Raw genomic sequence first — 23,896 nt, forward strand, 5'->3', positions numbered from 1 at the left:
GTTAACAAACAGGGGCGAGCGGGGACAATGGTTTCCATGGCGCGAAAGCTGCTGATACACGCGGCTGCCGGGATGGCAATCTCGGTATACTGGGTGGCGCCCGCCGTGGCTGAAGGGGCAATGGCCACGGGCGGGCCTACATCGCAGCCGGTCGGCCATTACGATTTCTGCAAGGCCCATCCCGGAGAATGCTCGATCCGCCCGGCCAGTCTTGCACCGGCGACCATGAGCAGTGCGCTCTTGCGCAAGCTGACCAGCGTCACCGCCAAGGTCAACGCCGCTGTCAAGCCGATGAGCGACCTCGACATCTACGGCAAGGACGAGGTCTGGGCCTATCCGGACAACGGCGTCGGCGACTGCGAAGACTATGTCCTGGAAAAGCGCCGCGAACTCGGCCGCATGGGTGTGTCGCTTGCCAATCTGCTGATCACCGTGGTGCGCAAGCCCGACGGCGAGGGACACGCCGTGCTGACGGTGCGCACCGACAAGGGCGACTATGTGCTCGACAATCTGAACGACAAGGTCAAGGTCTGGGACCAGACAGGCTACCGCTTCCTCAAGCGGCAAGCGATCGACAACACCGGCCGCTGGGTCTCGATCCGCGGCGGGCAACAGGTGCTGGTCGGCGCGGTGCAATAGACATAGGCCGGCGCCGTCGGCAGCACTTATCGCCGGCCCAGCGCGGCGCGGATGGACGCGGTGATGCGGTGAAGGTCCGCTTCACCCAGTTTTTCGATATTCTCGGCCAGCAGGTTGGCGAGTTCCGTCGCCGCCGGGGTAAGGCCCGACGTGTCGAGCTTGACGCGCGGATGCGAGGCTTCGGCTAGCCGCGCGAGTTCCTCTGCCTCGTCCCAGATAACATTGAAATAGCCGATGATCTTCTGGATCAGCGTCCAGGTTGGCGCGCCGCGCCGGCCGTGTTCCAGGGCTGAAAGATAGGCGGCGCTGACGCCGATGGCCGCCGCCATGTCCTTCTGGCTGACACCGCGCTCATGTCGCAGCGCGCGCAGTTTTTCGCCGAAGGGCGTCACGACATCGCCCTCATGAACGCACGCGCCGCAGCCGCACATAGAGCGCACCGGAGCCGCCGTGATTGCGCGCGGCATGATCGTGGCTCGAGACGAGTGGCCGGAAAGCCGGGGTCGACAACCATGCCGGGACCGTCCGGCGCAGCACGCCATCCCCGCCCGACGAGGAACCTTTGCCGGTGATGACCAGCACATAGCGGACGCCGCCGGCATGGGCACGGTGCAGGAACGAGAACAGCAGCGAATAGGCGGCCTCCTGGGTCAGGCCGTGCAGGTCGACGCGGCCCTCGATCGGCAGCCGACCCTTGGAAAGCTTGTCCAAAGTCGGTTCGTCGAGCGCATGGGAGACATGCTGCGTCTTCGGTTTGGAGGCCACGCCTGGATTGCCGATGGCCGGAACCTGTTGCGGCGGCACCGGCTTGGCCTCTACGGCCAAGGGTATGTCGACGGCAGCGCGGCCCTTCAAGGGTTTTGCCGTTCGTGCCACCAGGTTCCACAGAACCCGGTCGTCTTCCTTCAACTTGTCAACGGGCCGCGTCATCGATTCGCTCCCGAAACGAGCGCGCGCGGTATCAGCGCATGGAAATCGGCCGCGTTACGGACGACGCCGGCGATCTCGCCCGCCGCGTCACCCGAACCGGCGAACAAGTCGCCCCGGGCGGGACCGGTGATGGCGGAACCCGTATCCTGCGCGATCATCAGGCGCCGGAACGGTTTCCCGTCGAAGGCGAGCAGCGACGGCGCATCGATATAGAATGGCGTTCCGAATGTATGGAGAAGCCGGTCGACGGCGACGGAGCGGCCCGGCGTCAGCGGCACCTTGGCGGCGGCGATCGGGCCAAGCGAAACGTCCTCGACCGCGGCCTCGCAGAAAAAAATGTAGGAGCGGTTGCGCCAGAGAATTTCGTCGACGCGGTCCGGATGCGCCTTGAACCAGGCGCGGATCGACTGCATCGTCACCTCCTGCAGCGGAATCTCGCCGATCTCGCTGAGGATCTTGCCAGGACCGGTGAAGCGCTGGCCGGACTTGGCCGCGTAGGTGACACGGCAAAGCCTGCCATCGGTCATCTCCAACCGCGCCGCACCCTGTACATGGACGAAGAAGGCATCGACCTTGTCGGCAAGCCAGGCGATCTCCAGGCGCTGGCCGGCCACCGCGCCGCGCTCGATTTCGCCGCGATCGAAATATTCGATTGGTCCGTTGGGCGTTTCGCGGCCGAAGGCCAGATAAGGATCCAGGCCCCCAGGCCGGTTGGCGTCGTCGATATCGACGAGATCGGCGGGGCGAGCCAGCAGCGGTACCGAAAAATGCTTCGTTCTTACCGCTGAAGCCTCGACCTGCGGCTCATAGAAACCGGTGACGAGGCCCGGGCCACCGCCTTCGGCAGTTATCGTCGCCGGCACGAAATAGCGCTCGAAGAAGGCTCGCGCCTGCAATCGATTCGGCGGCGAAATGGTACGGGCTTCGTCGTAAGCTTCGGAGAAGGCGCTGAAATCAACGCCGAGCGCACCGGAGCGATAGGGCTTTGCCAGGATGTGGAAAGCCGAGCGACGGAACGCAGTGAACGCCGCAAGGTGGTCATCGTCGCGCCAGCACGGCAGATCCTCGAACGATCTTTCCGAAAAGAGGGTCGACAACGACACGGGAGCCTCGCCGACGTGGCTGGTTCAGTCTTCTTCCTCGGTGGCGACGAGCTTCCAGTTCGGATCGCGCGAGCGCGTGTCGCGGGCGAAGGTCCAGACATCCTTGACCTCGGCCACGGTCTCCGGATCGCCATCGATGACCGCGCCCGCCTTGTCGCGCGTCGCCGAAATCAGCTCGCTGATGATGCGCAACGTGACATGGGCCTCGCCACCCTTCATCTCGGCCGACACGATGTCGGCCTTGTCGATGCCGACAAAGGAGGACTGGATCTTTTCCGACTTGGCCTCGCGCTCGCCAATCGCCGCGACGAAACCGTCATAGACCTCGCGTGACAACAGGTTCTTCAGCGTCTTGCGATCGCCGTCGGCATAAGCCATCACGATCATCTCATAGGCCATCTTGGCGCCATCGACGAAGGTTTTGGGTTCGAAGGTCGGGTCGTTGTCCTTGATCGCGCGCAAACCCTTGTTGAGGTCGGTGTCCGGCTTGGCGAAAGCGTCGATCGCGGCATAGGTGTCGCCGGCCGGCTCTCCCGGCAGCCGCTTGCGCGGCAGCGAAACGACGTTCTCGGGTTTCTGGGCGGCATCCTTGTCAGCAGCGTTGCGGGCAGCCGTATAGGGATCGAAGGGCGGCCGCTCATTGCCGGTACGACGGCCCAGCACATTGCGCAGCTGGAAAAAAATCACCACCGCCGCAATCAGAAAGAAGATGGTGCCGAAGTCGAAGAATCCCATATCTTCCGCCAATCAATCCCTGCCCTTGCCGGACCGCTCGCCCAGCAATGGCCGCGGTCGCATAGCGTTCAACATTCAAACCATATAGAACGCTAGGCGCAATCATTCAAATCAAAGGCAGGCATACCTATCTAAAGGGCTCAGGGCCAGCGGCGATTGCCCGCAGGCAGCGAAACATCGAAACGATCGGTCACCACTTGCGCATTTCGTTCCTCCCTTTGTTCTTCCTCGTGCTCCCCCTCCTGGAAATCGCAGGCTTCGTCGTTGTCGGTCGCCAGATCGGCGCCCTTGCGACGGTCGGATTGGTGCTGGCTTCGAGCGTCGCCGGTGCCTTGCTGCTGAGGCACCAGGGTTTCGGGGTCATGAAGCGGGTCCGGGCCGAGATGGATGCCGGGCATGATCCGAGCCGGCAGGTGGCGCATGGCGTCATGATCGTGCTGGCGGCGATCCTCCTGATCATTCCCGGCTTCATCACCGACATTTTCGGCCTGCTGCTGTTCGTTCCGCCGGTGCGCGACCTTGCCTGGCGCCTGTTCAAGGGCCGCATCGTGCTGGCGACCAATTTCAGCACCGGCGGCTTTCGTGGCCGGCGGCGCGAACAGGTCATCGACCTCGACGATGGCGATTATTCGCGCGAGGACGACCTCAAGCGCGGGCCCGACCACAACTCCCCCTGGCGCCGCCTCAAGGACGATTAGGGGAGAGCGTTTCGCACGCTTCGTCATCCTGGGGCGGAACGACGCGGCGCAGACCCTGGGATGACGACGTGAGAGGCAAGGCGGCAAACCTTGTCTTGTCATGCCGACCATGGTAGCGAACGCCCGATTTCAATTCGGTCAGCACGGCTGCCCAGGCAAAAGGACAACGGCTTATGGCCAGCAACGAAAACGCGCCCACCGGCGCGGCCAATGGTAACGGCAACGCGACGCAGCAGCCTTCGCTCAACGTGCTCGCCCAGTATGTGAAGGACCTGTCCTTCGAAAGCCCCGGCGCACCGAATTCACTGCGCGGCCGCGACAAGGCTCCCGGCATCGCCATCAACGTCAACGTCAATGCCAATCCGCTGTCCGACAAGCAGTTCGACGTCAACCTGACGTTGAACGCCAAGGCTTCCTTCGACCAGGAAGTGCTGTTCAACGTCGAGCTGGTCTATGGCGGCGTCTTCAACATCAGCGGCTTCCCGCAGGAACACATGCTGCCGATCCTGTTCATCGAATGCCCGCGGCTCCTGTTCCCGTTCGCCCGACAGATCATCGCCGAGGCAACGCGCAATGGCGGCTTCCCGCCGCTGATGCTCGACCCGATCGATTTCGCGCAGATGTTCCAGCAGAAGCTGGCCGAGGACCAGGCAGCCGCATCCAAGGTCCAGGTCAGCTAAGCAGCCACGGCAGGATCAATTGAAAAACCCGGCCTCGCGCCGGGTTTTTTGTTGGGACAGATTTCAGTTGCCGAGAATACGCGACCACAGCGCCTTCTCGCCCAGCGTCGCGACCAGGCCGGCGTGCGCGACGCGGTCGGCGTCGGTGAGGCGGGACGGCAAGGGCGACGGGCGCGCACCGATGGTGATCTCGATCTGGCGTACATTCTCGCCGCCCTGAGCCGGTGCGGTTGCACTGTCGAGGACAAGCGCCGCCTGCTTGCCGCCGATCAGCTCGATATAGACCTCGGCCAGCAATTCGGAATCAAGCAGGGCGCCGTGTTTGGTGCGCCTTGTGTTGTCGATGCCGTAGCGCCGGCAGAGCGCGTCGAGCGAATTGGGGCCCATCGGATGCTTGCGGCGCGCCAGCGCCAGCGTGTCGACGACAAGGCCATTGTCGATGACCGGGTGACCCAGCCGGCCCAATTCGACGTTGAGGAAGCCGATGTCGAAGGTGGCATTGTGCGCGATCAGCTTGGCGCCGTCAGCGAAGGCCAGCCATTCCTCGGCAATCTCGGCAAATGTCGGCTTGCCCTGCAGATCCGCTGCGCTGATGCCATGCACGGCCTGCGCTTCGGCGTGGATCGCGCGACCCTTCGGGTTGATATAATGGTGGAAGGTCTTGCCGGTCGGGAAGCGGTTGACCAGCTCGATGCCGCCCAGTTCGATCACCCGGTCCTCGCGGGAATCAAGGCCGGTGGTTTCCGTATCGAAAATGATCTCGCGCATCGAATCAGTCTGCTGGAGCGTGCTCTCGCTGATGATGGCGACGCGAAGTGCGAACGGCAAGGTCAGCCGCTGGCGCTGCCGGCCTTATCCCCTGTGAGTTCGGCGATGATCGCCTTCACCGACGCGCGGGCAGCGTCCAAACCCTTGCCGGTATCGATGACGAAATCGGCAAGCTTGCGTTTGTCAGCGTCGGGGACCTGCTTGGCCAGGATCGACGCCAGCTTTTCCTCCGTCATGCCCGGCCGCGCCAGCACACGCGCGCGCTGGATTTCGGCCGGCGCGGTGACGACCACCACCTTGTCGACGCGATCGCGCCCGCCGGTTTCGAACAACAGAGGGATATCGAGGACGGCGATCGGCCCGCCGGCGGCTGCACTGCGGGCCAGGAAGGCATCGGCTTCCGCGCGCACCAGCGGATGGACGATCGATTCCAGCTTTTTCAGCTCGGCGGCATCGCCCAGCACATACCTGGCCAGCAAGGTGCGATCAACCGAACCGGAGGTGGTGGTTCCGGGGAAGGCGGCCTCGACCAGCGGCACCGCCTTGCCGGCATAGAGGCGGTGCACCGTCTCGTCGGAATCATGAACGGGCACGCCGGCCTCGGCGAACATCTTCGCCGTCGTCGACTTGCCCATGCCGATCGAGCCGGTGAGGCCGAGAATGATCATGCTTTCGGCACCAGGTCGGCAATGATGAGGGAACGCAGTTCGGCCGTGACCTGTGGCCGCTTGCCGAACCAGCGTTCGAAGCCGGGCACGGCCTGATGCAGCAACATGCCGAGACCGTCGACGGTGTGCAGACCCCGCGCGCGGGCAGCGGCGAGAAGCGGCGTTTCGAGCGGCACGTAGACGATATCGGTAACGATGGCATGGTGCGGCAGTCGGGTCGGATCGGCGGACAGGCTTTCATTGCCATGCATGCCGAGTGCGGTGGTGTTGATCAGCAGGCCGGCATCGCCAAGCAGCTCGTCGGTCGCTTCCATGGCATGGGCTGAAATGCCAGCGCCAAAGCGATGCCGCAGGTCTTGCGCCCGCGCCAGCGTACGGTTGACGATGCGGATGTCGCTGACCCCGCGCAACTTCAACGCATGGATGATAGCACGGGATGCGCCGCCGGCGCCCAGCACCACCGCCGGGCCATTCTTCGCCCAGCCCGGCGCGTATTCATCAAGATTGGCGGCAAAGCCATGCGCGTCGGTATTGCTGCCCCAGAGCTTGCCGTCCTCGAACCAGAGCGTGTTGACGGCGCCGATCTCTTCCGCCGCCTGGTCGCGGCGGTCGACCAGAGCGAAGGCCGCTTCCTTGTGCGGGATGGTGACGTTACCGCCGCGATAACCGCTTGCCTGAAGCGTCGCCAGGAACTCGGCAAAGTCTTGCGGCGCGACATCAATGGCCTGGTAGCTGCCGTCGATGCCATGTTTGGCCAGCCAGTGACCGTGGATCTTCGGCGAGCGCGAATGCTTGATCGGATGGCCGGTGACAAAGGCCTTCTTCGCCGCCTCAGCCATCGATCGCTCCGAGCGTGCGCAGTTCGGCCAGCAGCGGCAGAAGCGGCAGGCCTACAATGGTGAAGTAATCGCCTTCGATCTTTTCGAACAGCTGGATGCCTTCGCCTTCGATCTGGTAGGCGCCGACGCTGGCCAGCGCCTTGGCGCCGACACGGGCGAGATGGCGGCCGATAAAGCCGGGGTCGAGTTTGCGCATGGTCATTGAGGCGATGGCGACATGACGCCACAACACCTGGCCATCCCTAACCAGCACGGCGGCGCTGTTGAGCTGATGGGTCTTGCCCGACAGCGCCAGGAGATGGCGGCGCGCGCCTTCCATGTCGGCCGGCTTGTGAAAAACTTCGTCGCCGAGCGACAGCGTCTGGTCGCAGCCGAGCACCAGCGCACCGCGCCTGCGCTCGCTCACTTCCGTGGCCTTGGCCTCGGCCAGCACTAGGGCAACGTCCTCCGGGGAGACGCCGCTGCCTTGCAAGGGCGCTTCGAGCGCACGCTCGTCGACTTCAGCGGGAACCGCCTCGACGTCGATGCCGGCATTGACGAGCATCGTCCTGCGGAACGGACTGCTAGAGGCGAGGATGATTTTCTCGGTCATTTTTCGTACCCGACTTCCGACACTCGTCTAGGCGTGTTGAGATTCAGGTCAGGCCGGCATCACCTGAATATCGACACGCCTAGCGCGTCTTCCCCCGCAGGGCAACGATGGCCGCCGCCGTCTCCTCGATCGAGCGGCGGCTGACGTCGATCATCGGCCAGCCATGCCGCGTGCAGATCTGGCGGGCATAGGCGAGTTCCTCGGTGATGGCGGCGCGGTCGACATAGTCGCCTGGCTCGTAGTCGCTGCTGTTGCCCAGGATGCGGTTCTGGCGGACATGCGAAATGCGTTCCGCCGTGGCGATCAGGCCGACAATCAAGGGGACCTTTGCATTGACCAGGCTTTCGGGGACGGGCACGCCGAGCACGATTGGAATGTTGGCGGTCTTGATGCCGCGATTGGCGAGATAGATGCTGGTCGGCGTCTTCGACGTGCGCGAAATGCCGATGAGCACGATATCGGCATCATCCATATTGGCCGGCAGCTGGCCGTCATCATGCTCCATGGTGAAGTTGAGCGCGTCGATACGGCGAAAATATTCGGCATCGAGAACATGCTGGGCGCCGACACGGCGACCGGCCGGCGTCCCCAGATAGGATTGGAAGACCGTCAGCACCGGCTCCAGCACGGAAACACAGGGCAGGCCCATGGTCGCGCAGCGCTCGTCGATGCCGCGGGCGAGCTTTTGGTCGACGACGGTATAGAGGATGATGCCCGGTTCTTCCTCAATGTCCTCGAACACTTTCGCCACCTGCTTTTCGGTGCGGATGAGCGGATAGATGTGCTCGATGGCGCGCGCATCCTTGTACTGCGCCGACGCCGCGCGGCCGGCGGCAAGCAGCGTTTCGCCGGTCGCATCGGAAATCAGATGCAGATGAAAGAAGCTCTGGGGTTTGTTCACAGGGTTCACCTGGGGCTGTGGGCGGATGTGGATAAAGGGGGGCGAAAAGGCAGGCCGGTCGGAGGCGACTGTATCAGATGGCAGTTTGTCCACAATTCGTTGCTCTGTCGGCTTCGTCGAGCGGCTGGGGACAAGTTTGGGGACGGGTGCAAAAGGCCTGGCCTTGTCCACAAAACCATTTCTCCAGCGCTGCCGATAAGAGATTGACTTCGTTGAGGATTGCCGGACTTTCCCCAGATCCATCCCAGCGGGATAAGGAAATACGCGACAATATGGAGGCTGGCCTTTTTCGAGCCAAAGCGGGACAGGTGACAACCACCACAACCAACAGACTCTTAGAATCAGAAGATTCTTTAAAATAAGATATTTGATTATAGGGACGCAGGGAGAAGCGAGCGCTCGATGCCCGAAAACCGGATCATGCTGGACGTCCTGAAAGGCGAAGCGGTGTTCCCACCGCCTCTTTGGATGATGCGCCAGGCCGGGCGTTACCTGCCTGAGTATCGCGAGACGCGCAGACAGGCCGGTTCGTTCCTCGATCTTTGCTACAACCCAGACCTGGCCGTGGAAGTCACGCTGCAGCCTATCGAGCGCTTCGGCTTCGATGCTTCGATCCTGTTTTCCGATATCCTTGTCGTTCCCCATGCGCTTGGCCGCGATGTCCGCTTCGAGGAGGGACGCGGGCCGCTGCTGACGCCGATCACGCCGGCTGAAATCGCGGCTCTGGATGGCCAAACGTTTCACGTGAATCTCGAACCGGTTTATGAAACCGTGCGGCGATTGCGGACAAAACTGCCCGGTGAAACGACGCTGATCGGTTTCTGTGGCGCGCCGTGGACCGTGGCGACCTACATGATCGCCGGCCATGGAACGCCGGACCAGGCGCCGGCGCGGCTTTTCGCCTATCGCGAGCCTGCAGCCTTTCTCCAGTTGCTCAAGGTGCTCGCCGATCATTCCGCGGCCTATCTGATCCGCCAGATCGAGGCAGGCGCGGACGTGGTGCAGATTTTCGATTCATGGTCGGGCGTGCTCGACGATGCGTCTTTCGAACTGTTTTGCGTTGAGCCGGTGGCGGAGATCGTCAGGCAGGTTCGAGCCGTTTATCCCGGTGTCCCCATCATCGGCTTTCCGAAGGGCGCTGGTGCTCGCTACCAGAGCTATCGCGAGAAGACCGGCGTAACGGGGCTTGGGATCGATTGGACAGTGCCCCTGACGGCGGCGAGGGATTTGCAGCGCTCGGGTGCCGTCCAGGGCAATCTCGATCCCTTGCGCCTCGTGGCTGGCGGCAGGGCCCTGTCGGATGGGGTCGAGGCGATCCTGAAGTCGCTTGGGAATGGACCGCTGATCTTCAACCTAGGCCACGGCATCACGCCGGAAACGCCGATCGCGCATGTCGAGGCGATGGTGAGGATGGTACGGAGCGCGACACGCTGATGGCCGAGATGAACAACACGAGCACCGGCCAGGCGATGAGACGCATGGTCATTGGGATAACTGTCCTGATCGTTTTGTCGGCGGTGCTGTTTTTCTTCGCTCCAGACGGGTTCTATCCGTGGGCGAAGGCGATCCATGTCATCGCGGTCATCTCGTGGATGGCGGGAATGCTGTATCTGCCGCGGCTGCTGGTCTATCACGCCGATGCAGAGAAGGGTTCCGTGCAGTCGGAAACGTTCAAGGTGATGGAGCGCCGTCTGCTGCGCGGTATCATCAATCCGGCGATGATCGCCACCTGGGTGTTCGGGCTGTGGCTGGCCTGGAAGGGCTTTGCGTTCCACGGCGGTTGGCTGCACGCGAAGATCGCGGCGGTGCTTCTCTTGTCCGCGGTCCATGGCTATCTGGCCGGCGCCGTGCGCAAATTTGCTGGGGATCGCAACGAAAAACCGGCGCGGCACTGGCGGATCGTCAACGAGATCCCCACATTGCTGATGATAGCGATTGTCATCCTGGTGATCGTCAAGCCGTTCTGACATCGTCTGGTCGCAAAAGGCAGCTTGCTCTTTCAGCGGACCGACGATAAAAGACGGGCCTTCCTTCCCGTCATGCGCCGCCCTTCATTGCTTTCGGCCGCGCCAGGCATTCATCGCATCCCGCCTATTTTTTCCCAAAGCTTACCCAGACTCCATCTATTCAAGGTCCGTCTATGCAGGAAATGAAACTCGCAGAGTTCAAGAACAAGAAGCCGCCTGAGCTGATCGCTTATGCCGAATCGCTCGAGGTCGAGAACGCCAGCGTCATGCGCAAGCAGGAACTGATGTTCGCGATCCTGAAGAAGCTGGCCGCACAGGATGTCGAGATCATCGGCGACGGTGTCGTCGAAGTGCTGCAGGACGGTTTCGGCTTCCTGCGTTCGGCCAATGCAAATTATCTGCCGGGTCCCGACGATATCTACATTTCGCCGTCGCAGATCCGGCGCTTTTCGCTGAAGACCGGCGACACGGTCGAAGGGCCGATCCGCAGTCCGAAAGAGGGCGAGCGCTATTTCGCGCTGCTCAAGGTCAACACGATCAATTTCGACGATCCGGAAAAGATCCGCCATAAGATTCATTTCGACAATCTGACGCCGCTCTATCCGACCTCGCGGCTGAAGATGGAAATGGAGGTTCCTACTTCCAAGGACATCTCCGCGCGCGTCATCGACCTGGTGGCACCGCTCGGCAAGGGCCAGCGCGCTCTGATCGTGGCGCAGCCGCGCACCGGCAAGACCGTGCTGCTGCAGAACATTGCCCACTCGATCACCACCAATCATCCGGAATGCTATCTGATCGTTCTTCTGATCGACGAGCGTCCCGAGGAAGTGACCGACATGCAGCGTTCGGTGAAGGGGGAGGTCGTGTCCTCGACCTTCGACGAGCCGGCGGTGCGTCACGTCCAGGTCGCCGAAATGGTCATCGAGAAGGCCAAGCGCCTGGTCGAGCATGGCCGCGACGTCGTTATCCTGCTGGATTCGATCACCCGCCTTGGCCGCGCCTACAACACCGTGGTGCCGTCATCCGGCAAGGTGCTGACCGGCGGTGTCGACGCCAATGCGCTGCAGCGGCCGAAGCGCTTCTTCGGTGCTGCCCGCAACATCGAGGAAGGCGGCTCTCTGACCATCATCGCCACCGCGCTGATCGACACCGGCAGCCGCATGGACGAAGTCATCTTCGAAGAGTTCAAGGGCACCGGCAATTCGGAAATCGTGCTCGACCGCAAGGTTGCCGACAAGCGCATCTATCCGGCCATGGACATCCTCAAGTCCGGCACTCGCAAGGAAGACTTGCTGGTGGCGCGCGCGGACCTGCAGAAGATCTTCGTGCTGCGCCGCATCCTGGCGCCGATGGGAACGACCGATGCGATCGAGTTCCTCATCGACAAGCTCAAGCAGACCAAGACCAACGCCGACTTCTTCGATTCGATGAACACCTGATCGGATTGGTGGCAGCCTGACGTCACGGTTTGATGGCGTTGGCTGCTCAGGCAACACGAACGTTCTTGAAAGCCTCGGTCCGATCTTCGGACCGGGGTTTTTTCTTGTGGTCGGCGGCGGATTTGAATCGGGTCCGTTCCGTTATGGCAAAACATTGGCGTGCCCGCGGCGGAGCAGACGTTTGAGTTCCTCGGGGTCAATGATCTGAGGCAGGCAGACCTGTCCGGTACAAAGCCAGGCGCCGGACTTGTCGGTTGGCGGCAAGATACCACCCGGCAATATCGGTCGATTCGCTTCCGAACCGATCGGCACGACGATATCGACGCGACGTGGGTCGGGATTCCGATTCGCTACCGGAACAAGCCCTGAATCATCCGGCCCTGAATCATCCGGGTTGTCGACCAGCACCAGTTTCATTGGTTCGATCGCCAGCGCGCAGGCGTTGACAATGCCTGCCTGGCCGTAGGCCTGGCGCGCGACGCGACCGGCCGCATGTTCAGCGACGTTCCAGGCTCTTTCCTGAAGGGCGATCTCGCCACTGGCGGAAGACAAGCGAACCAGCGCTTCGATGATCTGGCCAGTTGCCGAGGGAATGGCCTCGTCGACATCGCCCCTGATCCGAATCGGCACGTCGGTGCTGTCGGAGGCGGTCAGATAGTAGCCACTTTTCCCGGTATCCTCATGCCATTGGTTGAGCTGTTCGACGAAGTGGTGGGCACGCTCGACATAGCTTGGCCTGCCGGTGGCCTCGTAAAGCGAAATCGCCGCGTTGGTCATTGCCGCGTAATCGCTGGACATGGCGGGAAACAGTTTGCGCAGGCCGAGCATAGAATGCGGCAGGCGGCCGTCCTGGCTCGCGCCGTCGATGTGAGCAAACGCTGTCTTCGCGGCCGCGACCCAGTCCGGCCGGTTGAGAGATCGTCCGGCCTCGGCAAGCGCTGCAATCATCAGGCCGTTCCAGTCGGTGAGCGTCTTGCCGTCGCGACCGGGCCTTACGCGCGTTTCCCGAGCCGCAAGGAGTCTGTCTTTCAGCGGGCCAAGGCGTTCGCGATCAGCCGTGCTCTCGGTTTGCTGGGACGCAGACTGGTGGACAATCGGTTTTCCTTCCCAGCTGTGCGGCTTGGAAAGTGTTAAGTATTTGAAAAACAAGGCGGAATCGTCGCCGAGAACGGCTTCGATCTCGGCTCGGTCCCACGTGTAGAACAGCCCTTCCTCGCCGTCGCTGTCGGCATCGAGGCTTGCGGCAAAGGCGCCGCCTTCGACACGCATTTCGCGGAGCAGCCAGTCGATGGTTTCTTCGATTCGTATCCGGAACAAATCATTCCCGGTCTCGGCATAGGCCCAGTTGCACAGCCGGATCAGCTGGGCGTTGTCATAGAGCATCTTTTCGAAATGCGGCACCAGCCACTCCGCATCGGTCGAATAGCGGCTGAGCCCGCCGCCGATATGGTCGTATATGCCGCCGGCCAACATCCGCTCCAGGCTGACGAGGACGGCGTCGCGATGCGAAATGTTCCCGTCCCGCAGCCAGGACAGCCAGAGTGTCAGCATGAAGGGCGCGTTCGGGAATTTTGGCGCACCGCGCAGGCCGCCGAGATCCCTGTCGATCATCCCATCGATTCCCACAGCGAGATTTGCGAGCGTATCGCGCTCAAGCGTGGCCTTTGCATGGATGCCGGCAAGCCGAGCCTCGACATGAGCGGTCAGGCCGTCGGCGCTTTGGCCAAGGCTTTCCCTCTTTTCGCGCCAGGCCTTGTCGACGGCTTCCATGACCTGGATGAACCCCGGACGTCCATAGCGCGGCTCGCGTGGAAAATAGGTGCCGCCCCAGAAAGGCTTTCCCTCCGGAGTGAGGAACATGGTCAGCGGCCAACCGCCCTGTTCGCCCATCGAGGACAGGGCGGCCATGTAGATCTGGTCGATGTCCGGCCGTTCCTCGCGGTCGACCTTGATATTGACGAAGAGACGGTTCATGACCGCTGCCACGCCGTCATGTTCGAAGCTTTCATGTGCCATGACGTGGCACCAGTGGCAGGCGGCGTAGCCGATCGAGAGCAGAATGGGCCGGTTAAGTGTCCTTGCTTCGGCCAGCGACGCCGGAGACCATGCCCGCCAATGCACCGGATTGCCGCTGTGCTGCTGCAGATAGGGGCTGGCTTCTTCGGCAAGCAGGTTCTTGGCAGGCAATATCACAATGAGGCAATCCGGCAGGGATGATCGGAACGATGAGGCTAAAGCAATTCCAGGAAAAGTGTGAAACGGTTTTCCTTCCGGAATTGCGTCAAAGCAAAATGACCGAGCGGTTCGGCGGGGTGGGCAAATGATTTCGGGGGAAACGATTGTCGCACTTTCCAGCGGACGCCTGCCGGCGGGCGTGGCCATTATCCGTATTTCGGGACCACGGACTCGATTCGTAGTCGAAACGATTGCCGGAAGCATGGTCAAGGCCCGTCTGGCGACTTTGCGCAAACTCAGGGCGCTGGATAAAACCGTGCTCGATACCGGTCTCGTGCTGTTTTTTCCCGGCCCGGACAGTTTTACTGGTGACGACGTGGCGGAATTTCAGGTCCATGGCGGGCGCGCCGTGGTGGCAAGGGTACTGGAAACCATCACTGGCTTCGAGGGTGTAAGGCATGCGGAGCCTGGGGAATTCACCCGACGCGCCTTTTTGAATGGCAAGCTTGATCTGGTTGAGACGGAGGCCCTGGCGGATCTGGTCAATGCGGAGACCGAAGCCCAGCGGCGTTTCGCCGTTCTCAACGCCGAGGGCGTCCAGAGCGAGCTCTATCTTGGCTGGCGTCGTCGGCTCATCCATGCGCGGGCCATGATCGAAGCCGAGATCGACTTTGCCGATGAGGACGATGTGCCCGGTTCCGTTTCGGATACGGTCTGGTCCGATGTTAATGTGATGATTGAAGAGATCGATCGTCACATCGCCGGGTTCCGTGCCGCCGAGATCATCCGAGACGGGTTCGAAGTCGTCATTCTCGGCGCGCCGAATGCGGGAAAGTCGAGTCTGTTCAACGCGCTGGCACGGCGCGATGCCGCTATTGTAACGGATGAGCCAGGAACGACGCGGGACATTCTCGAAGTGACGCTCGATGTCGAGGGACTTCGGATAAGGGTGATCGACACTGCCGGCCTGCGCGACACGCCGGGAAAGATCGAGGCTATCGGCATCGAAAAGGCGAGGAACAGGGCTGGGGGAGCGAATCTGGTTCTCCTGCTGGAGGATATGCTCAATCCAGTCGGCATCGTGGGGCTGCCCGTCGAAGTCCCGATCCTGAAGGTTGGCACGAAACTTGATCTTCTGGGCGGATCGCAAGCTGCCGGATCTGACCAACGCTACGAGATCGCCATTTCGACCAGGGACGGAAGCGGTATCGCCGAATTGCTGAAGCATATTGCGGATCGAGCTTCTGCCCAGATCGGCGTGCCCGGGGACATCTTGCCATCGCGCCTCAGGCATGTCGAACTGCTCAAAGAGACGGGCAGCTTTCTGGCCCGAGCAATAGCGAGAGACATTGCCGTGCAAGAGTTGCGGGCCGAGGAGCTGCGGCTGGCAGCGGACCGGCTTGGCCGGATCGTCGGAGCGGTTGATGTCGAGGACATGCTGGACGTGATCTTTTCCCAGTTCTGCATTGGGAAATGACTCACGTGAAACAATTCAGGCTCAGCAGGCATGCTCGCTTTGGTGACTCACGTGAAACAGGGGTGACCTGTGACTCACGTGAAACATGGTAGAACGGCGTGGCAGGACTGTTTCACGTGAAACGTGCACCGAGTTTTCTTGACAGCGCAAGGCCTTGGGGACATGTGTCGGGTGAAATCGAATCCGGGACAATGAGATGAGCGATCACTACGATGTCGTTGTGGTGGGCGGAGGCCATGCTGGTAGCGAGGCCGCCAGCGCTGCCGCGCGTGCCGGCGCAAGAACCGCGCTGGTGACGCTGCGCTTCGAGACGATTGGCGTGATGTCCTGCAATCCCGCGATTGGCGGTCTCGGCAAGGGTCACCTCGTTCGTGAGATCGACGCCATGGATGGTCTGATGGGCCGAGTGGCCGATGCCGCAGGCATCCAGTTCCGCCTGCTCAATCGACGGAAGGGACCGGCGGTTCGGGGCCCGCGGACTCAAGCGGACAGGAAGCTTTATCGCTTGGCGATGCAGGAGATGATTCGGCAGCGGAACAATCTCGATGTTGTCGAGGGTGAAGTCCTGGACTTCGAGATCAAGGACGGGCGCCTGATCGCTGCTCATCTGGCTGACGGACGAAGGCTCGGCTGTGGCGCGGTGGTGCTGACGACGGGAACCTTCCTGCGCGGGCTGATCCACATTGGCGAGAAGAAGATCGTCGCCGGCAGAATGAACGAGCAGGCCAGCATCGGCTTGTCCGCGACGATGACGCGGGCCGGCTTTGCGCTTGGACGCCTCAAGACCGGCACGCCGCCTCGGCTCGACGGCCGCACCATCGATTGGTCATCGCTGGAGAGCCAAGCGGCCGATGAAGATCCGGTGCCGTTCTCGCTGATGACCGACCGCATCGAAAATCCGCAGATCCATTGCGGCATCACCCGGACGACCACGGCGACTCACGAGTTGATCCGCGCCAATCTCGGCCGTTCCGCGATGTACTCCGGGTCCATCGAAGGCGTCGGGCCGCGCTACTGCCCGTCGATCGAGGACAAGATCGTCAAGTTCGGCGACAGGGAAGGGCATCAGATCTTCCTCGAGCCCGAAGGTCTTGATGACGATACGGTCTATCCCAACGGCATTTCGACCTCGCTGCCGGAAGACGTCCAGCTCGATATCCTCAAGACCATTCCGGGACTTGAACGCGCCGTGATGTTGCAGCCCGGCTATGCCATCGAATATGACCATGTCGACCCGCGCGAGTTGCAGCCGACGCTGGAGACGAAACGGGTCACCGGCCTTTTCCTGGCCGGACAGATCAACGGAACCACCGGGTATGAAGAAGCCGCGGCGCAAGGGCTGCTCGCGGGACTTAATGCTGCGCGCCGGGCGTCCGCGAGTGACCAGATCGTGCTCAGTCGCACCGAAGCCTATATCGGCGTCATGGTCGATGACCTGACCAGTCGCGGTATAGCCGAACCTTATCGCATGTTCACATCAAGGGCGGAGTTCCGGCTGTCGCTGCGCGCCGACAATGCCGACGAACGGCTAACGCCAATGGCTGTGAAGCTTGGAATCGCTTCGTCAAACCGAACCGCTCGATTCGAAGCCGTAATGAACGATCTAGCCAAGGCGCGCGACCTTGCTCTCGGCATCAGCCTGACCCCGAACGAGGCGGCGCGGCATGGGCTGGAGATCAATAAGGATGGCGTGCGACGTTCCGCTTATGAACTTCTGGCCTATCCGGGTGTGGATGTCGCATGGCTCACGCGTGTGGCCCCCGAATTCGACGCCATCGACGCCAAGACGGCGGAGCGCCTAGAAACGGAAGCGAAATATTCGGTCTATCTCGATCGACAGAAGGCGGATGTCGCGCAGATACGGCACGAGGAGAGCCGCCTGATCCCCGAGGAACTGGAGTTCGCCGATGTTCCCGGCCTGTCGAACGAGCTGAAGCAGAAAATGCAGGTCAGGCGTCCACGCTCCATTGCCGACGCGCAGCGCATGGAGGGCATGACGCCGGCAGCACTTGCCATCATTGTCGCCCATGTCCGCAATGCGGAGAGTTCCGCACGGAGAGTTGTTGCGTGAGCAGTGCATCCTGGGCGAGCCTGCAAGAGGCGGCAGGCACGGTTTCACGTGAAACATTTGATCGTCTGGTGGCGTTCGAAACGATGTTCCAGAAGTGGAACCGCAGCATAAACCTCGTTGCGCCTTCGACGCTCAGCCATGTCTGGGAGCGGCACATCCTCGACAGCGCCCAGTTGGCGCAAATCGAACCACTGGCCACGCGATGGGTCGATCTCGGTTCGGGCGGCGGATTTCCGGGCCTTGTCATGGCCTTCCTGCTTGCCGAACGGGATGGTGCCAGCATCGATCTCGTTGAAAGCAACCGGAAAAAAGCGTCGTTTCTGCAATCCGTCGTCGGGCAATTCAATCTGCCGGCACGCGTCGTCGCACGGCGAATCGATGACAGCTATGCGCTTGTCGCGGCGCCGCAGATCGTTACGGCGCGCGCGCTTGCCTCGCTTTCGACCTTGCTCGACCTGTCCTCGCCCTGGCTGACCACGGGAACACGCGGACTTTTCCACAAAGGCCGGGATTACCGCGCCGAGGTGGAAGAAAGCGCTCACCGCTGGGCGTTCGATCTGGTAGAACATCCAAGCATGACCGACCCTCACGGCGTCATCCTCGAATTGTCCGATCTCAGACCCGTCTGATCTGCCCTCTGATCTGCTTGTGGCGACCCAAGAATGAATTTCTGGCATAGATCCATGATGAAGAACGGCCCCCGAATCATCACCGTAGCCAACCAGAAGGGCGGTGTCGGCAAGACGACCACCGCTATCAATCTGGCTACCGCGCTGGCGGCAATCGGCGAAAAGGTGCTGATCGTCGACCTCGATCCGCAAGGCAATGCCAGCACCGGCCTTGGCATCGACCGCAAGGACCGCACCGTCTCGTCCTATGACGTGCTCACAGGCGAGCTGGAACTCGAGGCAGCTGCGATCCCGACGGCGGTGCCGGGCCTGTCGATCGTGCCGTCGACGCTCGATCTGCTTGGCATCGAAATGGAAATCGCGTCGGCGCCGGATCGGGTCTTGCGGCTGCGCAATGCGCTGCGTGCCGCATCGGCTCGTTCGGCCAATTTCGGCTATGTGCTGATCGATTGCCCGCCGTCGCTCAACCTTCTGACGCTCAATTCGATGGCGGCCGCCGATTCGGTGCTGGTGCCGCTGCAATGCGAGTTCTTCGCGCTCGAAGGCCTCAGCCAGTTGCTTGAGACGGTCGAACAGGTGCGCCGGTCGATCAATCCGGAGCTGACCATCCAGGGCATCGTGCTGACCATGTATGACGGCCGCAACAATCTTGCCAACCAGGTTGTGCAGGATGTGCGGGCGCATATGGGCGACAAGGTTTACGAAACCATAATCCCGCGCAATGTGCGTGTGTCCGAGGCCCCATCCTATGGCAAGCCGGCGATTCTCTACGATCTGAAATGTTCCGGCAGCCAGGCCTATCTTCAACTGGCCTCCGAGGTGATACGCCGGGAGCGCAAGCTGCGCGCCGCTTGATCCCATCTTCCGAGGCGGGTAACCGCCCTCGGGAAGATGGTAAACATCAAGAACAAGAAGCCGATTCGATACCGAAACGATCTGGAATGACGATGAGCGAAGACCTTTCGAGAAAGAGACTGGGACGGGGACTTGCGGCGCTGATCGGCGAGATCGACCGGCCAGCCACGCCGGAGAAGCAGCATATGTCGGCCGACGGCAAGGTGCCGATCGAGTTCCTGACGCCGAACCCGAAAAACCCGCGGCGGCATTTTGGTGACGCCGAGCTGACCGACCTCGCCCAGTCGATCCGCGAGCACGGCGTGGTGCAGCCGGTCGTCGCTCGGCCATCGGCCACGCAGGCGGGCCGCTACGAGATCATCGCCGGCGAGCGGCGCTGGCGCGCGGCGCAGCGCGCCGGCCTGACCGAGATTCCGGTCATCATTCGCGAAGTGAACGACCGCACGGCGCTCGAACTGGCCATCATTGAAAACGTACAGCGTACGGACCTCAATGCTGTTGAAGAGGCGCTGGGTTATCAGCAGCTCATAGACGACCACGGTTACACCCAGGCCGATCTCGGCCAGGTCATCGGCAAGAGCCGCAGCCATGTCGCCAACACGCTGAGGCTTTTGAAGCTGCCGGACGTGATCCGCGACATGCTGGTCGACGGCGCCTTGTCGGCGGGACATGCCCGCACGCTGGTGACGGCCGAGGATCCAGCGGGGCTCGCCAAGCGTATCGTCGAAGAGGGCCTGTCGGTGCGTCAGGCCGAAGCGCTCGCGCAGCTGCCGGCTGGCGCTTCGACCGCGCCAAAGCCGAAAGAGCCGGTGCAGAAGGATGCCAACACGCTGGCTCTGGAAAAGCTGATGTCCGACACAATCGGCATGATGGTTGCCATCGACCACAAGGAACGCGGAGGCGTGCTTCGCGTGTCTTACCGGACATTGGAGCAACTTGATGAGCTCTGCCGACGTTTGAAGCAGGAACGCTAGGTAGCACGGCCCTCCCTTCTCCCCCTGTGGGAGAAGGTGTCGCCGAAGGCGACGGATGAGGGGTGCTCCAGAGCACACCGACGCCTCATTTCTTCCAACACCCCTCATCCGTCTCGGCGCTGTGTGCCGATCCACCTTCTCCCACAAGGGGAGAACGGAGGGAGCGGCCCAGCCGGCTTCTTTGGTCGACTGACGTTTACCTTTGCGCCAGCCGGCTGCTCTCAATGGCAATGCCGAGCAGCGCCTGGCGCGCCAGCGCGACTGCAAGATCGGGGCGCCGGCGGGTCTGCAGAACAGCTGTCTGCAAACGGGCCAGGGCTCGGCCGAGCGCATCGCTGTTCCAGCGCTCAAGCGCCTTCTCCACGAGTTTCCGTCGCGCGAAGAACACGGGCGGGCGGGCCGCGGCGACGACCGACCCGGCGTTGCGTCCGCTTGAATCCATCTGGCCGCGCATGGCCTGGATCGACTGCAATTGCCGCATCGCCGAGGAAAGCACCAGGAAGGGATGGCCGCCGGACAGGCAATGGCGGGTGAAGGCGCTGTCGAAGTCGCCGATCTTGCCTTCCAGCAAGGCGTCGACGGCATCGTCGAAAGAAGCGCCGGACACGTCGCCCGACGTCGCCTTGACGTCGTCGATGCCGATTTCCTTCTGGCCGTGCGCGTAGAGCACGAGCTTCTCGATCTCGCCGCGCGAGGCCAGCCGGTCGCCACCCAGATTGCGTCGCAGCGCCTGGCGCGCTTCGAGCGTCATCGACATGCCGGCCTTCTGCAGCTCGCCGTCGATCACGGTATCGATATCCCTGGCCTCGTCGGCATAGCAAGGCAAGGCCATGGCATTATCGGCCGCCTCGACAATGGCGCGCAAACCGACGCCCTTCTTGAGATCACCGGCCTCGATCAGGATGATGGCGTCGCGAGGAGGTTCGGCGGTCAGCGCCTTCACGTCCTCGGCAAGCGCCTTCTGGCCGCTGGCATTGCGCACCCAGAGCAGGCGCCGGTCCGAAAACATCGGCACGGTCCGGGCCTCATCGAGCAGGCGGCCCTGGTCCTGGTCGACCTCCGACCCTTCCAGCCTGACCACGGAGAAAGGATCATCCAGCGGCAGGCCGGTCTTGGCGGCGAAAGCCTTGGCGCGCTCGGCGACCAGCCCGCGATCGGGGCCATAGAGCAGGACAATCGAAATGCGCGAGTCCGGGCGCGCCAGCCATGAATCGACCTCGAATGCTTTCTTCTGTGCCATTCCGGCTGACTAGCACGTGAGGGCCGCCGGGTGAACAAAGTCGATTGCTTAAAAGTAGCCCCCGCTGGCCGCGTTGCACCTGCGCTCTGCACGACCTACCTGAATTGCATGCTCTTGCGGCAGATCAGGCATAACCATTCGCCAAATTGCGCGCAGGCCCGGAAGATCGATAAGAAATTTCGCCGACATATCGTCATGTTGCCTCCGGCGCGGATGTGCGAATATCGCGCCAGGCAACCTTGGAGGAGAAGGGTCATGGCCGATGCTGGACTGCTGCGGTTTCACGTTCCGGAACCGGAAGTTCGGCCGGGCGGAACCCCGGACTTTTCCAATGTGACCATTCCCAAGGCCGGCTCGGTGCCGCGCCCCGAGATCGATGTCGATCCGCGCACCATCCGCGACATGGCTTTCTCTATCATCCGGGTGCTGAACCGCAGCGGTGAAGCGGTCGGTCCCTGGGCCGGGTTGCTCACGCAGGATGAGCTGCTGGCCGGCCTTCGCCACATGATGACGCTGCGGACCTTCGACGCGCGCATGCAGATGGCTCAGCGGCAGGGCAAGACATCCTTCTACATGCAGCATCTGGGGGAAGAAGCGGTGAGCTGCGCCTTCCGCAAGGCACTGTCGCCGGGCGACATGAATTTTCCGACCTACCGCCAAGCCGGCCTGTTGATCGCCGACGGCTATCCGATGGTCACCATGATGAACCAGATCTATTCCAACGAGGCCGATCCGCTGAAGGGCCGGCAGCTGCCGATCATGTATTCGTCGAAGGAGCACGGCTTCTTCTCGATCTCCGGCAATCTGGCGACGCAGTATATCCAGGCCGTCGGCTGGGCGATGGCCTCGGCGATATCGAACGATTCCAAGATCGCCGCGGCCTGGATCGGCGACGGCTCGACGGCCGAGTCCGACTTCCATTCGGCATTGGTGTTCGCTTCCACCTACAAGGCGCCGGTCGTGCTCAATGTCGTCAACAACCAATGGGCGATCTCCACCTTCCAGGGTATCGCCCGCGGCGGCTCGGGCACTTTCGCCGCGCGCGGCCTGGGCTTCGGCATTCCGTCGCTGCGCGTCGACGGTAACGATTATCTCGCCGTGCACGCAGTGGCGAAATGGGCGGCGGAGCGTGCGCGTAGCAATCTCGGGCCGACGCTGGTCGAATACGTCACCTATCGCGCCGGCGCGCATTCGAGCTCGGACGATCCTTCGGCCTACCGGCCCAAAACCGAATCCGACGCCTGGCCGCTCGGCGACCCGATCGTCAGACTGAAGAACCATCTCATTCGGCTCGGTGTCTGGTCGGACGAGCGACATGCGCAGGCCGAAGCCGAAATCCTGGACGAGGTGATCACCGCGCAGAAGGAAGCGGAAAGCCACGGCACGCTGCATGCCGGCGGCAAGCCGTCGACGCGTGACATGTTCGAAGGCCTCTACGCCGAAATGCCGCCGCATCTGCGGCGCCAGCGTCAGCAGGCGGGAGTCTGAACCATGCCGAGACGAACCATGATCGAGGCGATCCGCGACGCCATGGATGTGTCGATGGGGCGCGACAGCCAAGTCGTCGTGTTCGGCGAGGATGTCGGCTTCTTCGGCGGCGTTTTTCGTTGCACGCAAGGTTTGCAGGCGAAGTACGGCAAGAGCCGCTGTTTCGATGCGCCGATCAACGAATCCGGCATTGTCGGCACGGCCATCGGCATGGCCGCCTATGGGCTGAAACCGTGCGTGGAAATTCAATTTGCCGACTACATGTATCCTGCCTACGACCAGCTGACCCAGGAAGCGGCACGGTTGCGCTACCGCTCGAACGGCGATTTCACCTGCCCGATCGTGGTGCGGATGCCGACCGGCGGCGGCATTTTTGGCGGGCAGACGCACAGCCAGAGTCCGGAAGCGCTGTTCACCCATGTGTCCGGCCTGAAGACCGTTGTGCCGTCCAACCCGCATGACGCCAAGGGCCTGCTGATCGCAGCGATCGAAGACCCGGATCCGGTGATCTTCCTCGAGCCGAAGCGGCTCTACAACGGTCCTTTCGACGGCCATCACGACCGGCCGGTGACGCCATGGTCGAAGCATGAACTCGGCGAGGTCGCCGACGGACACTACACCGTGCCGCTCGGCAAGGCCGCGATCCGACGGGCCGGCTCGGCCGTCACCGTGCTGGCCTACGGCACCATGGTCTATGTCGCGCAGGCAGCGGTCGAGGAGACCGGCATTGATGCCGAGATCATCGATCTCAGGACATTGCTGCCGCTCGACCTCGACACGATAGTGACGTCGGTCAAGAAAACCGGGCGCTGCGTGATCGTGCATGAAGCGACGCTGACGTCTGGGTTCGGCGCGGAACTGTCGGCGCTGGTGCAGGAAAACTGTTTTTATCATCTGGAGGCGCCGGTGGCGCGCGTCGCTGGCTGGGACACGCCCTATCCGCATGCGCAGGAGTGGGATTATTTCCCAGGCCCCGCCCGGGTGGGCCGCGCTCTCATCGAAACATTGGAAGCCTAGAGTGGGGGAGG

At 62.3% G+C, this 23,896-nt stretch carries 24 protein-coding genes; 13 read left to right on the forward strand and 11 right to left on the reverse strand.

Annotated elements, in window-relative coordinates; translation table 11 throughout:
• The first annotated feature begins 72 nt into the window (after positions 1-72).
• Positions 73-639, forward strand: coding sequence for a transglutaminase-like cysteine peptidase (locus tag ABVQ20_RS23765; RefSeq protein WP_435528399.1), 567 nt, complete (start codon positions 73-75; stop codon positions 637-639).
• 26 nt (positions 640-665) lie between these two features.
• Here the strand turns inward: ABVQ20_RS23765 and ABVQ20_RS23770 are convergent, their stop codons facing one another.
• Genes ABVQ20_RS23770 through ABVQ20_RS23785 form a run of 4 tightly spaced genes read right to left on the reverse strand, consistent with a single transcriptional unit; the run spans position 666 to position 3,407 of the window.
• Positions 666-1,031 carry a helix-turn-helix domain-containing protein gene (locus tag ABVQ20_RS23770; protein ID WP_354461906.1) on the reverse strand — a complete coding sequence of 122 codons (366 nt, stop codon included), beginning with the start codon at positions 1,029-1,031 and terminating at the stop codon, positions 666-668.
• A gap of 10 nt (positions 1,032-1,041) precedes the next feature.
• Entirely contained in the window at positions 1,042-1,569 is a 528-nt protein-coding gene (locus tag ABVQ20_RS23775; protein ID WP_354461907.1) for a Smr/MutS family protein, read from the reverse strand.
• Positions 1,566-2,672 (reverse strand): murein transglycosylase A, encoded by a 1,107-nt coding sequence (mltA, locus tag ABVQ20_RS23780; RefSeq protein WP_354461908.1) that lies wholly within the window; start codon positions 2,670-2,672, stop codon positions 1,566-1,568. Before mltA ends, ABVQ20_RS23775 begins: the two co-directional genes overlap by 4 nt.
• Positions 2,673-2,696: 24 nt before the next feature.
• Complete coding sequence (locus ABVQ20_RS23785) at positions 2,697-3,407, reverse strand: Tim44/TimA family putative adaptor protein (RefSeq protein WP_354461909.1); 711 nt, start codon at positions 3,405-3,407, stop codon at positions 2,697-2,699.
• A 197-nt stretch (positions 3,408-3,604) separates the two neighbouring features.
• Here ABVQ20_RS23785 and ABVQ20_RS23790 point away from each other — a divergent pair, with 197 nt between their 5' ends.
• Positions 3,605-4,105: an FxsA family protein gene (locus ABVQ20_RS23790; RefSeq protein WP_354461910.1), complete on the forward strand. Its 501-nt coding sequence runs from the start codon at positions 3,605-3,607 to the stop codon at positions 4,103-4,105.
• A 173-nt stretch (positions 4,106-4,278) separates the two neighbouring features.
• Entirely contained in the window at positions 4,279-4,785 is a 507-nt protein-coding gene (gene secB / locus ABVQ20_RS23795) for a protein-export chaperone SecB (protein WP_354461911.1), read from the forward strand.
• A gap of 63 nt (positions 4,786-4,848) precedes the next feature.
• Here secB and dnaQ read toward each other — a convergent pair whose 3' ends face one another.
• The 5 genes from dnaQ to ABVQ20_RS23820 all read right to left on the reverse strand — a co-directional run bounded on the left by dnaQ (position 4,849) and on the right by ABVQ20_RS23820 (position 8,646).
• Positions 4,849-5,553 carry a DNA polymerase III subunit epsilon gene (gene dnaQ / locus ABVQ20_RS23800; protein WP_354461912.1) on the reverse strand — a complete coding sequence of 235 codons (705 nt, stop codon included), beginning with the start codon at positions 5,551-5,553 and terminating at the stop codon, positions 4,849-4,851.
• A 62-nt stretch (positions 5,554-5,615) separates the two neighbouring features.
• Entirely contained in the window at positions 5,616-6,221 is a 606-nt protein-coding gene (coaE, locus tag ABVQ20_RS23805) for a dephospho-CoA kinase (protein WP_354461913.1), read from the reverse strand.
• Entirely contained in the window at positions 6,218-7,060 is an 843-nt protein-coding gene (locus ABVQ20_RS23810; RefSeq protein ID WP_354461914.1) for a shikimate dehydrogenase, read from the reverse strand. The genes coaE and ABVQ20_RS23810 overlap by 4 nt, the downstream gene beginning before the upstream one ends.
• Positions 7,053-7,652, reverse strand: a complete 600-nt coding sequence (locus tag ABVQ20_RS23815; protein WP_354461915.1) for a Maf-like protein — start codon at positions 7,650-7,652, stop codon at positions 7,053-7,055. Before ABVQ20_RS23815 ends, ABVQ20_RS23810 begins: the two co-directional genes overlap by 8 nt.
• A gap of 79 nt (positions 7,653-7,731) precedes the next feature.
• On the reverse strand, positions 7,732-8,646 hold the full coding sequence (locus ABVQ20_RS23820) for a pyruvate, water dikinase regulatory protein (RefSeq protein ID WP_435528400.1): 915 nt from the start codon (positions 8,644-8,646) through the stop codon (positions 7,732-7,734).
• Positions 8,647-8,955: 309 nt separating this feature from the next.
• On the opposite strand from ABVQ20_RS23820, the gene hemE reads away from it, so the two are divergent.
• From hemE to rho, 3 genes are all read left to right on the forward strand, one after another.
• Entirely contained in the window at positions 8,956-9,987 is a 1,032-nt protein-coding gene (hemE, locus tag ABVQ20_RS23825; protein ID WP_354461917.1) for a uroporphyrinogen decarboxylase, read from the forward strand.
• Entirely contained in the window at positions 9,987-10,520 is a 534-nt protein-coding gene (gene hemJ, locus ABVQ20_RS23830) for a protoporphyrinogen oxidase HemJ (protein ID WP_354461918.1), read from the forward strand. The genes hemE and hemJ overlap by 1 nt, the downstream gene beginning before the upstream one ends.
• 173 nt (positions 10,521-10,693) lie before the next feature.
• The gene (rho, locus tag ABVQ20_RS23835) at positions 10,694-11,959 is read left to right on the forward strand and encodes a transcription termination factor Rho (RefSeq protein WP_354461919.1); all 1,266 of its coding nucleotides are present in this window, start codon (positions 10,694-10,696) and stop codon (positions 11,957-11,959) included.
• A 141-nt stretch (positions 11,960-12,100) separates the two neighbouring features.
• Here the strand turns inward: rho and ABVQ20_RS23840 are convergent, their stop codons facing one another.
• Positions 12,101-14,152, reverse strand: coding sequence for a thioredoxin domain-containing protein (locus ABVQ20_RS23840; protein ID WP_354461920.1), 2,052 nt, complete (start codon positions 14,150-14,152; stop codon positions 12,101-12,103).
• A gap of 127 nt (positions 14,153-14,279) precedes the next feature.
• Between ABVQ20_RS23840 and mnmE the strand changes: the two genes are divergently transcribed.
• From mnmE to ABVQ20_RS23865, 5 genes are all read left to right on the forward strand, one after another.
• A complete protein-coding gene (mnmE, locus tag ABVQ20_RS23845) occupies positions 14,280-15,611 on the forward strand; it encodes a tRNA uridine-5-carboxymethylaminomethyl(34) synthesis GTPase MnmE (RefSeq protein WP_354461921.1) in 1,332 nt (443 codons plus the stop codon).
• Between the two features lie 196 nt (positions 15,612-15,807).
• Positions 15,808-17,682 carry a tRNA uridine-5-carboxymethylaminomethyl(34) synthesis enzyme MnmG gene (gene mnmG / locus ABVQ20_RS23850; protein WP_354461922.1) on the forward strand — a complete coding sequence of 625 codons (1,875 nt, stop codon included), beginning with the start codon at positions 15,808-15,810 and terminating at the stop codon, positions 17,680-17,682.
• Positions 17,679-18,311: a 16S rRNA (guanine(527)-N(7))-methyltransferase RsmG gene (rsmG, locus tag ABVQ20_RS23855; protein ID WP_354461923.1), complete on the forward strand. Its 633-nt coding sequence runs from the start codon at positions 17,679-17,681 to the stop codon at positions 18,309-18,311. The genes mnmG and rsmG overlap by 4 nt, the downstream gene beginning before the upstream one ends.
• A gap of 54 nt (positions 18,312-18,365) precedes the next feature.
• Positions 18,366-19,166: a ParA family protein gene (locus ABVQ20_RS23860; RefSeq protein ID WP_354461924.1), complete on the forward strand. Its 801-nt coding sequence runs from the start codon at positions 18,366-18,368 to the stop codon at positions 19,164-19,166.
• A gap of 92 nt (positions 19,167-19,258) precedes the next feature.
• Positions 19,259-20,140, forward strand: a complete 882-nt coding sequence (locus tag ABVQ20_RS23865) for a ParB/RepB/Spo0J family partition protein (RefSeq protein ID WP_354461925.1) — start codon at positions 19,259-19,261, stop codon at positions 20,138-20,140.
• Positions 20,141-20,336: 196 nt separating this feature from the next.
• Here the strand turns inward: ABVQ20_RS23865 and holA are convergent, their stop codons facing one another.
• Positions 20,337-21,380, reverse strand: coding sequence for a DNA polymerase III subunit delta (gene holA / locus ABVQ20_RS23870; RefSeq protein ID WP_354461926.1), 1,044 nt, complete (start codon positions 21,378-21,380; stop codon positions 20,337-20,339).
• A 255-nt stretch (positions 21,381-21,635) separates the two neighbouring features.
• Between holA and ABVQ20_RS23875 the strand changes: the two genes are divergently transcribed.
• Positions 21,636-22,868, forward strand: a complete 1,233-nt coding sequence (locus ABVQ20_RS23875; RefSeq protein WP_354461927.1) for a 3-methyl-2-oxobutanoate dehydrogenase (2-methylpropanoyl-transferring) subunit alpha — start codon at positions 21,636-21,638, stop codon at positions 22,866-22,868.
• Positions 22,869-22,871: 3 nt separating this feature from the next.
• Complete coding sequence (locus tag ABVQ20_RS23880; RefSeq protein ID WP_354461928.1) at positions 22,872-23,885, forward strand: alpha-ketoacid dehydrogenase subunit beta; 1,014 nt, start codon at positions 22,872-22,874, stop codon at positions 23,883-23,885.
• Positions 23,886-23,896: the final 11 nt, after the last annotated feature.

Origin of the sequence: Mesorhizobium shangrilense (genome assembly GCF_040537815.1) — a bacterium.
In the GTDB taxonomy this organism is placed as follows: domain Bacteria; phylum Pseudomonadota; class Alphaproteobacteria; order Rhizobiales; family Rhizobiaceae; genus Mesorhizobium; species Mesorhizobium shangrilense.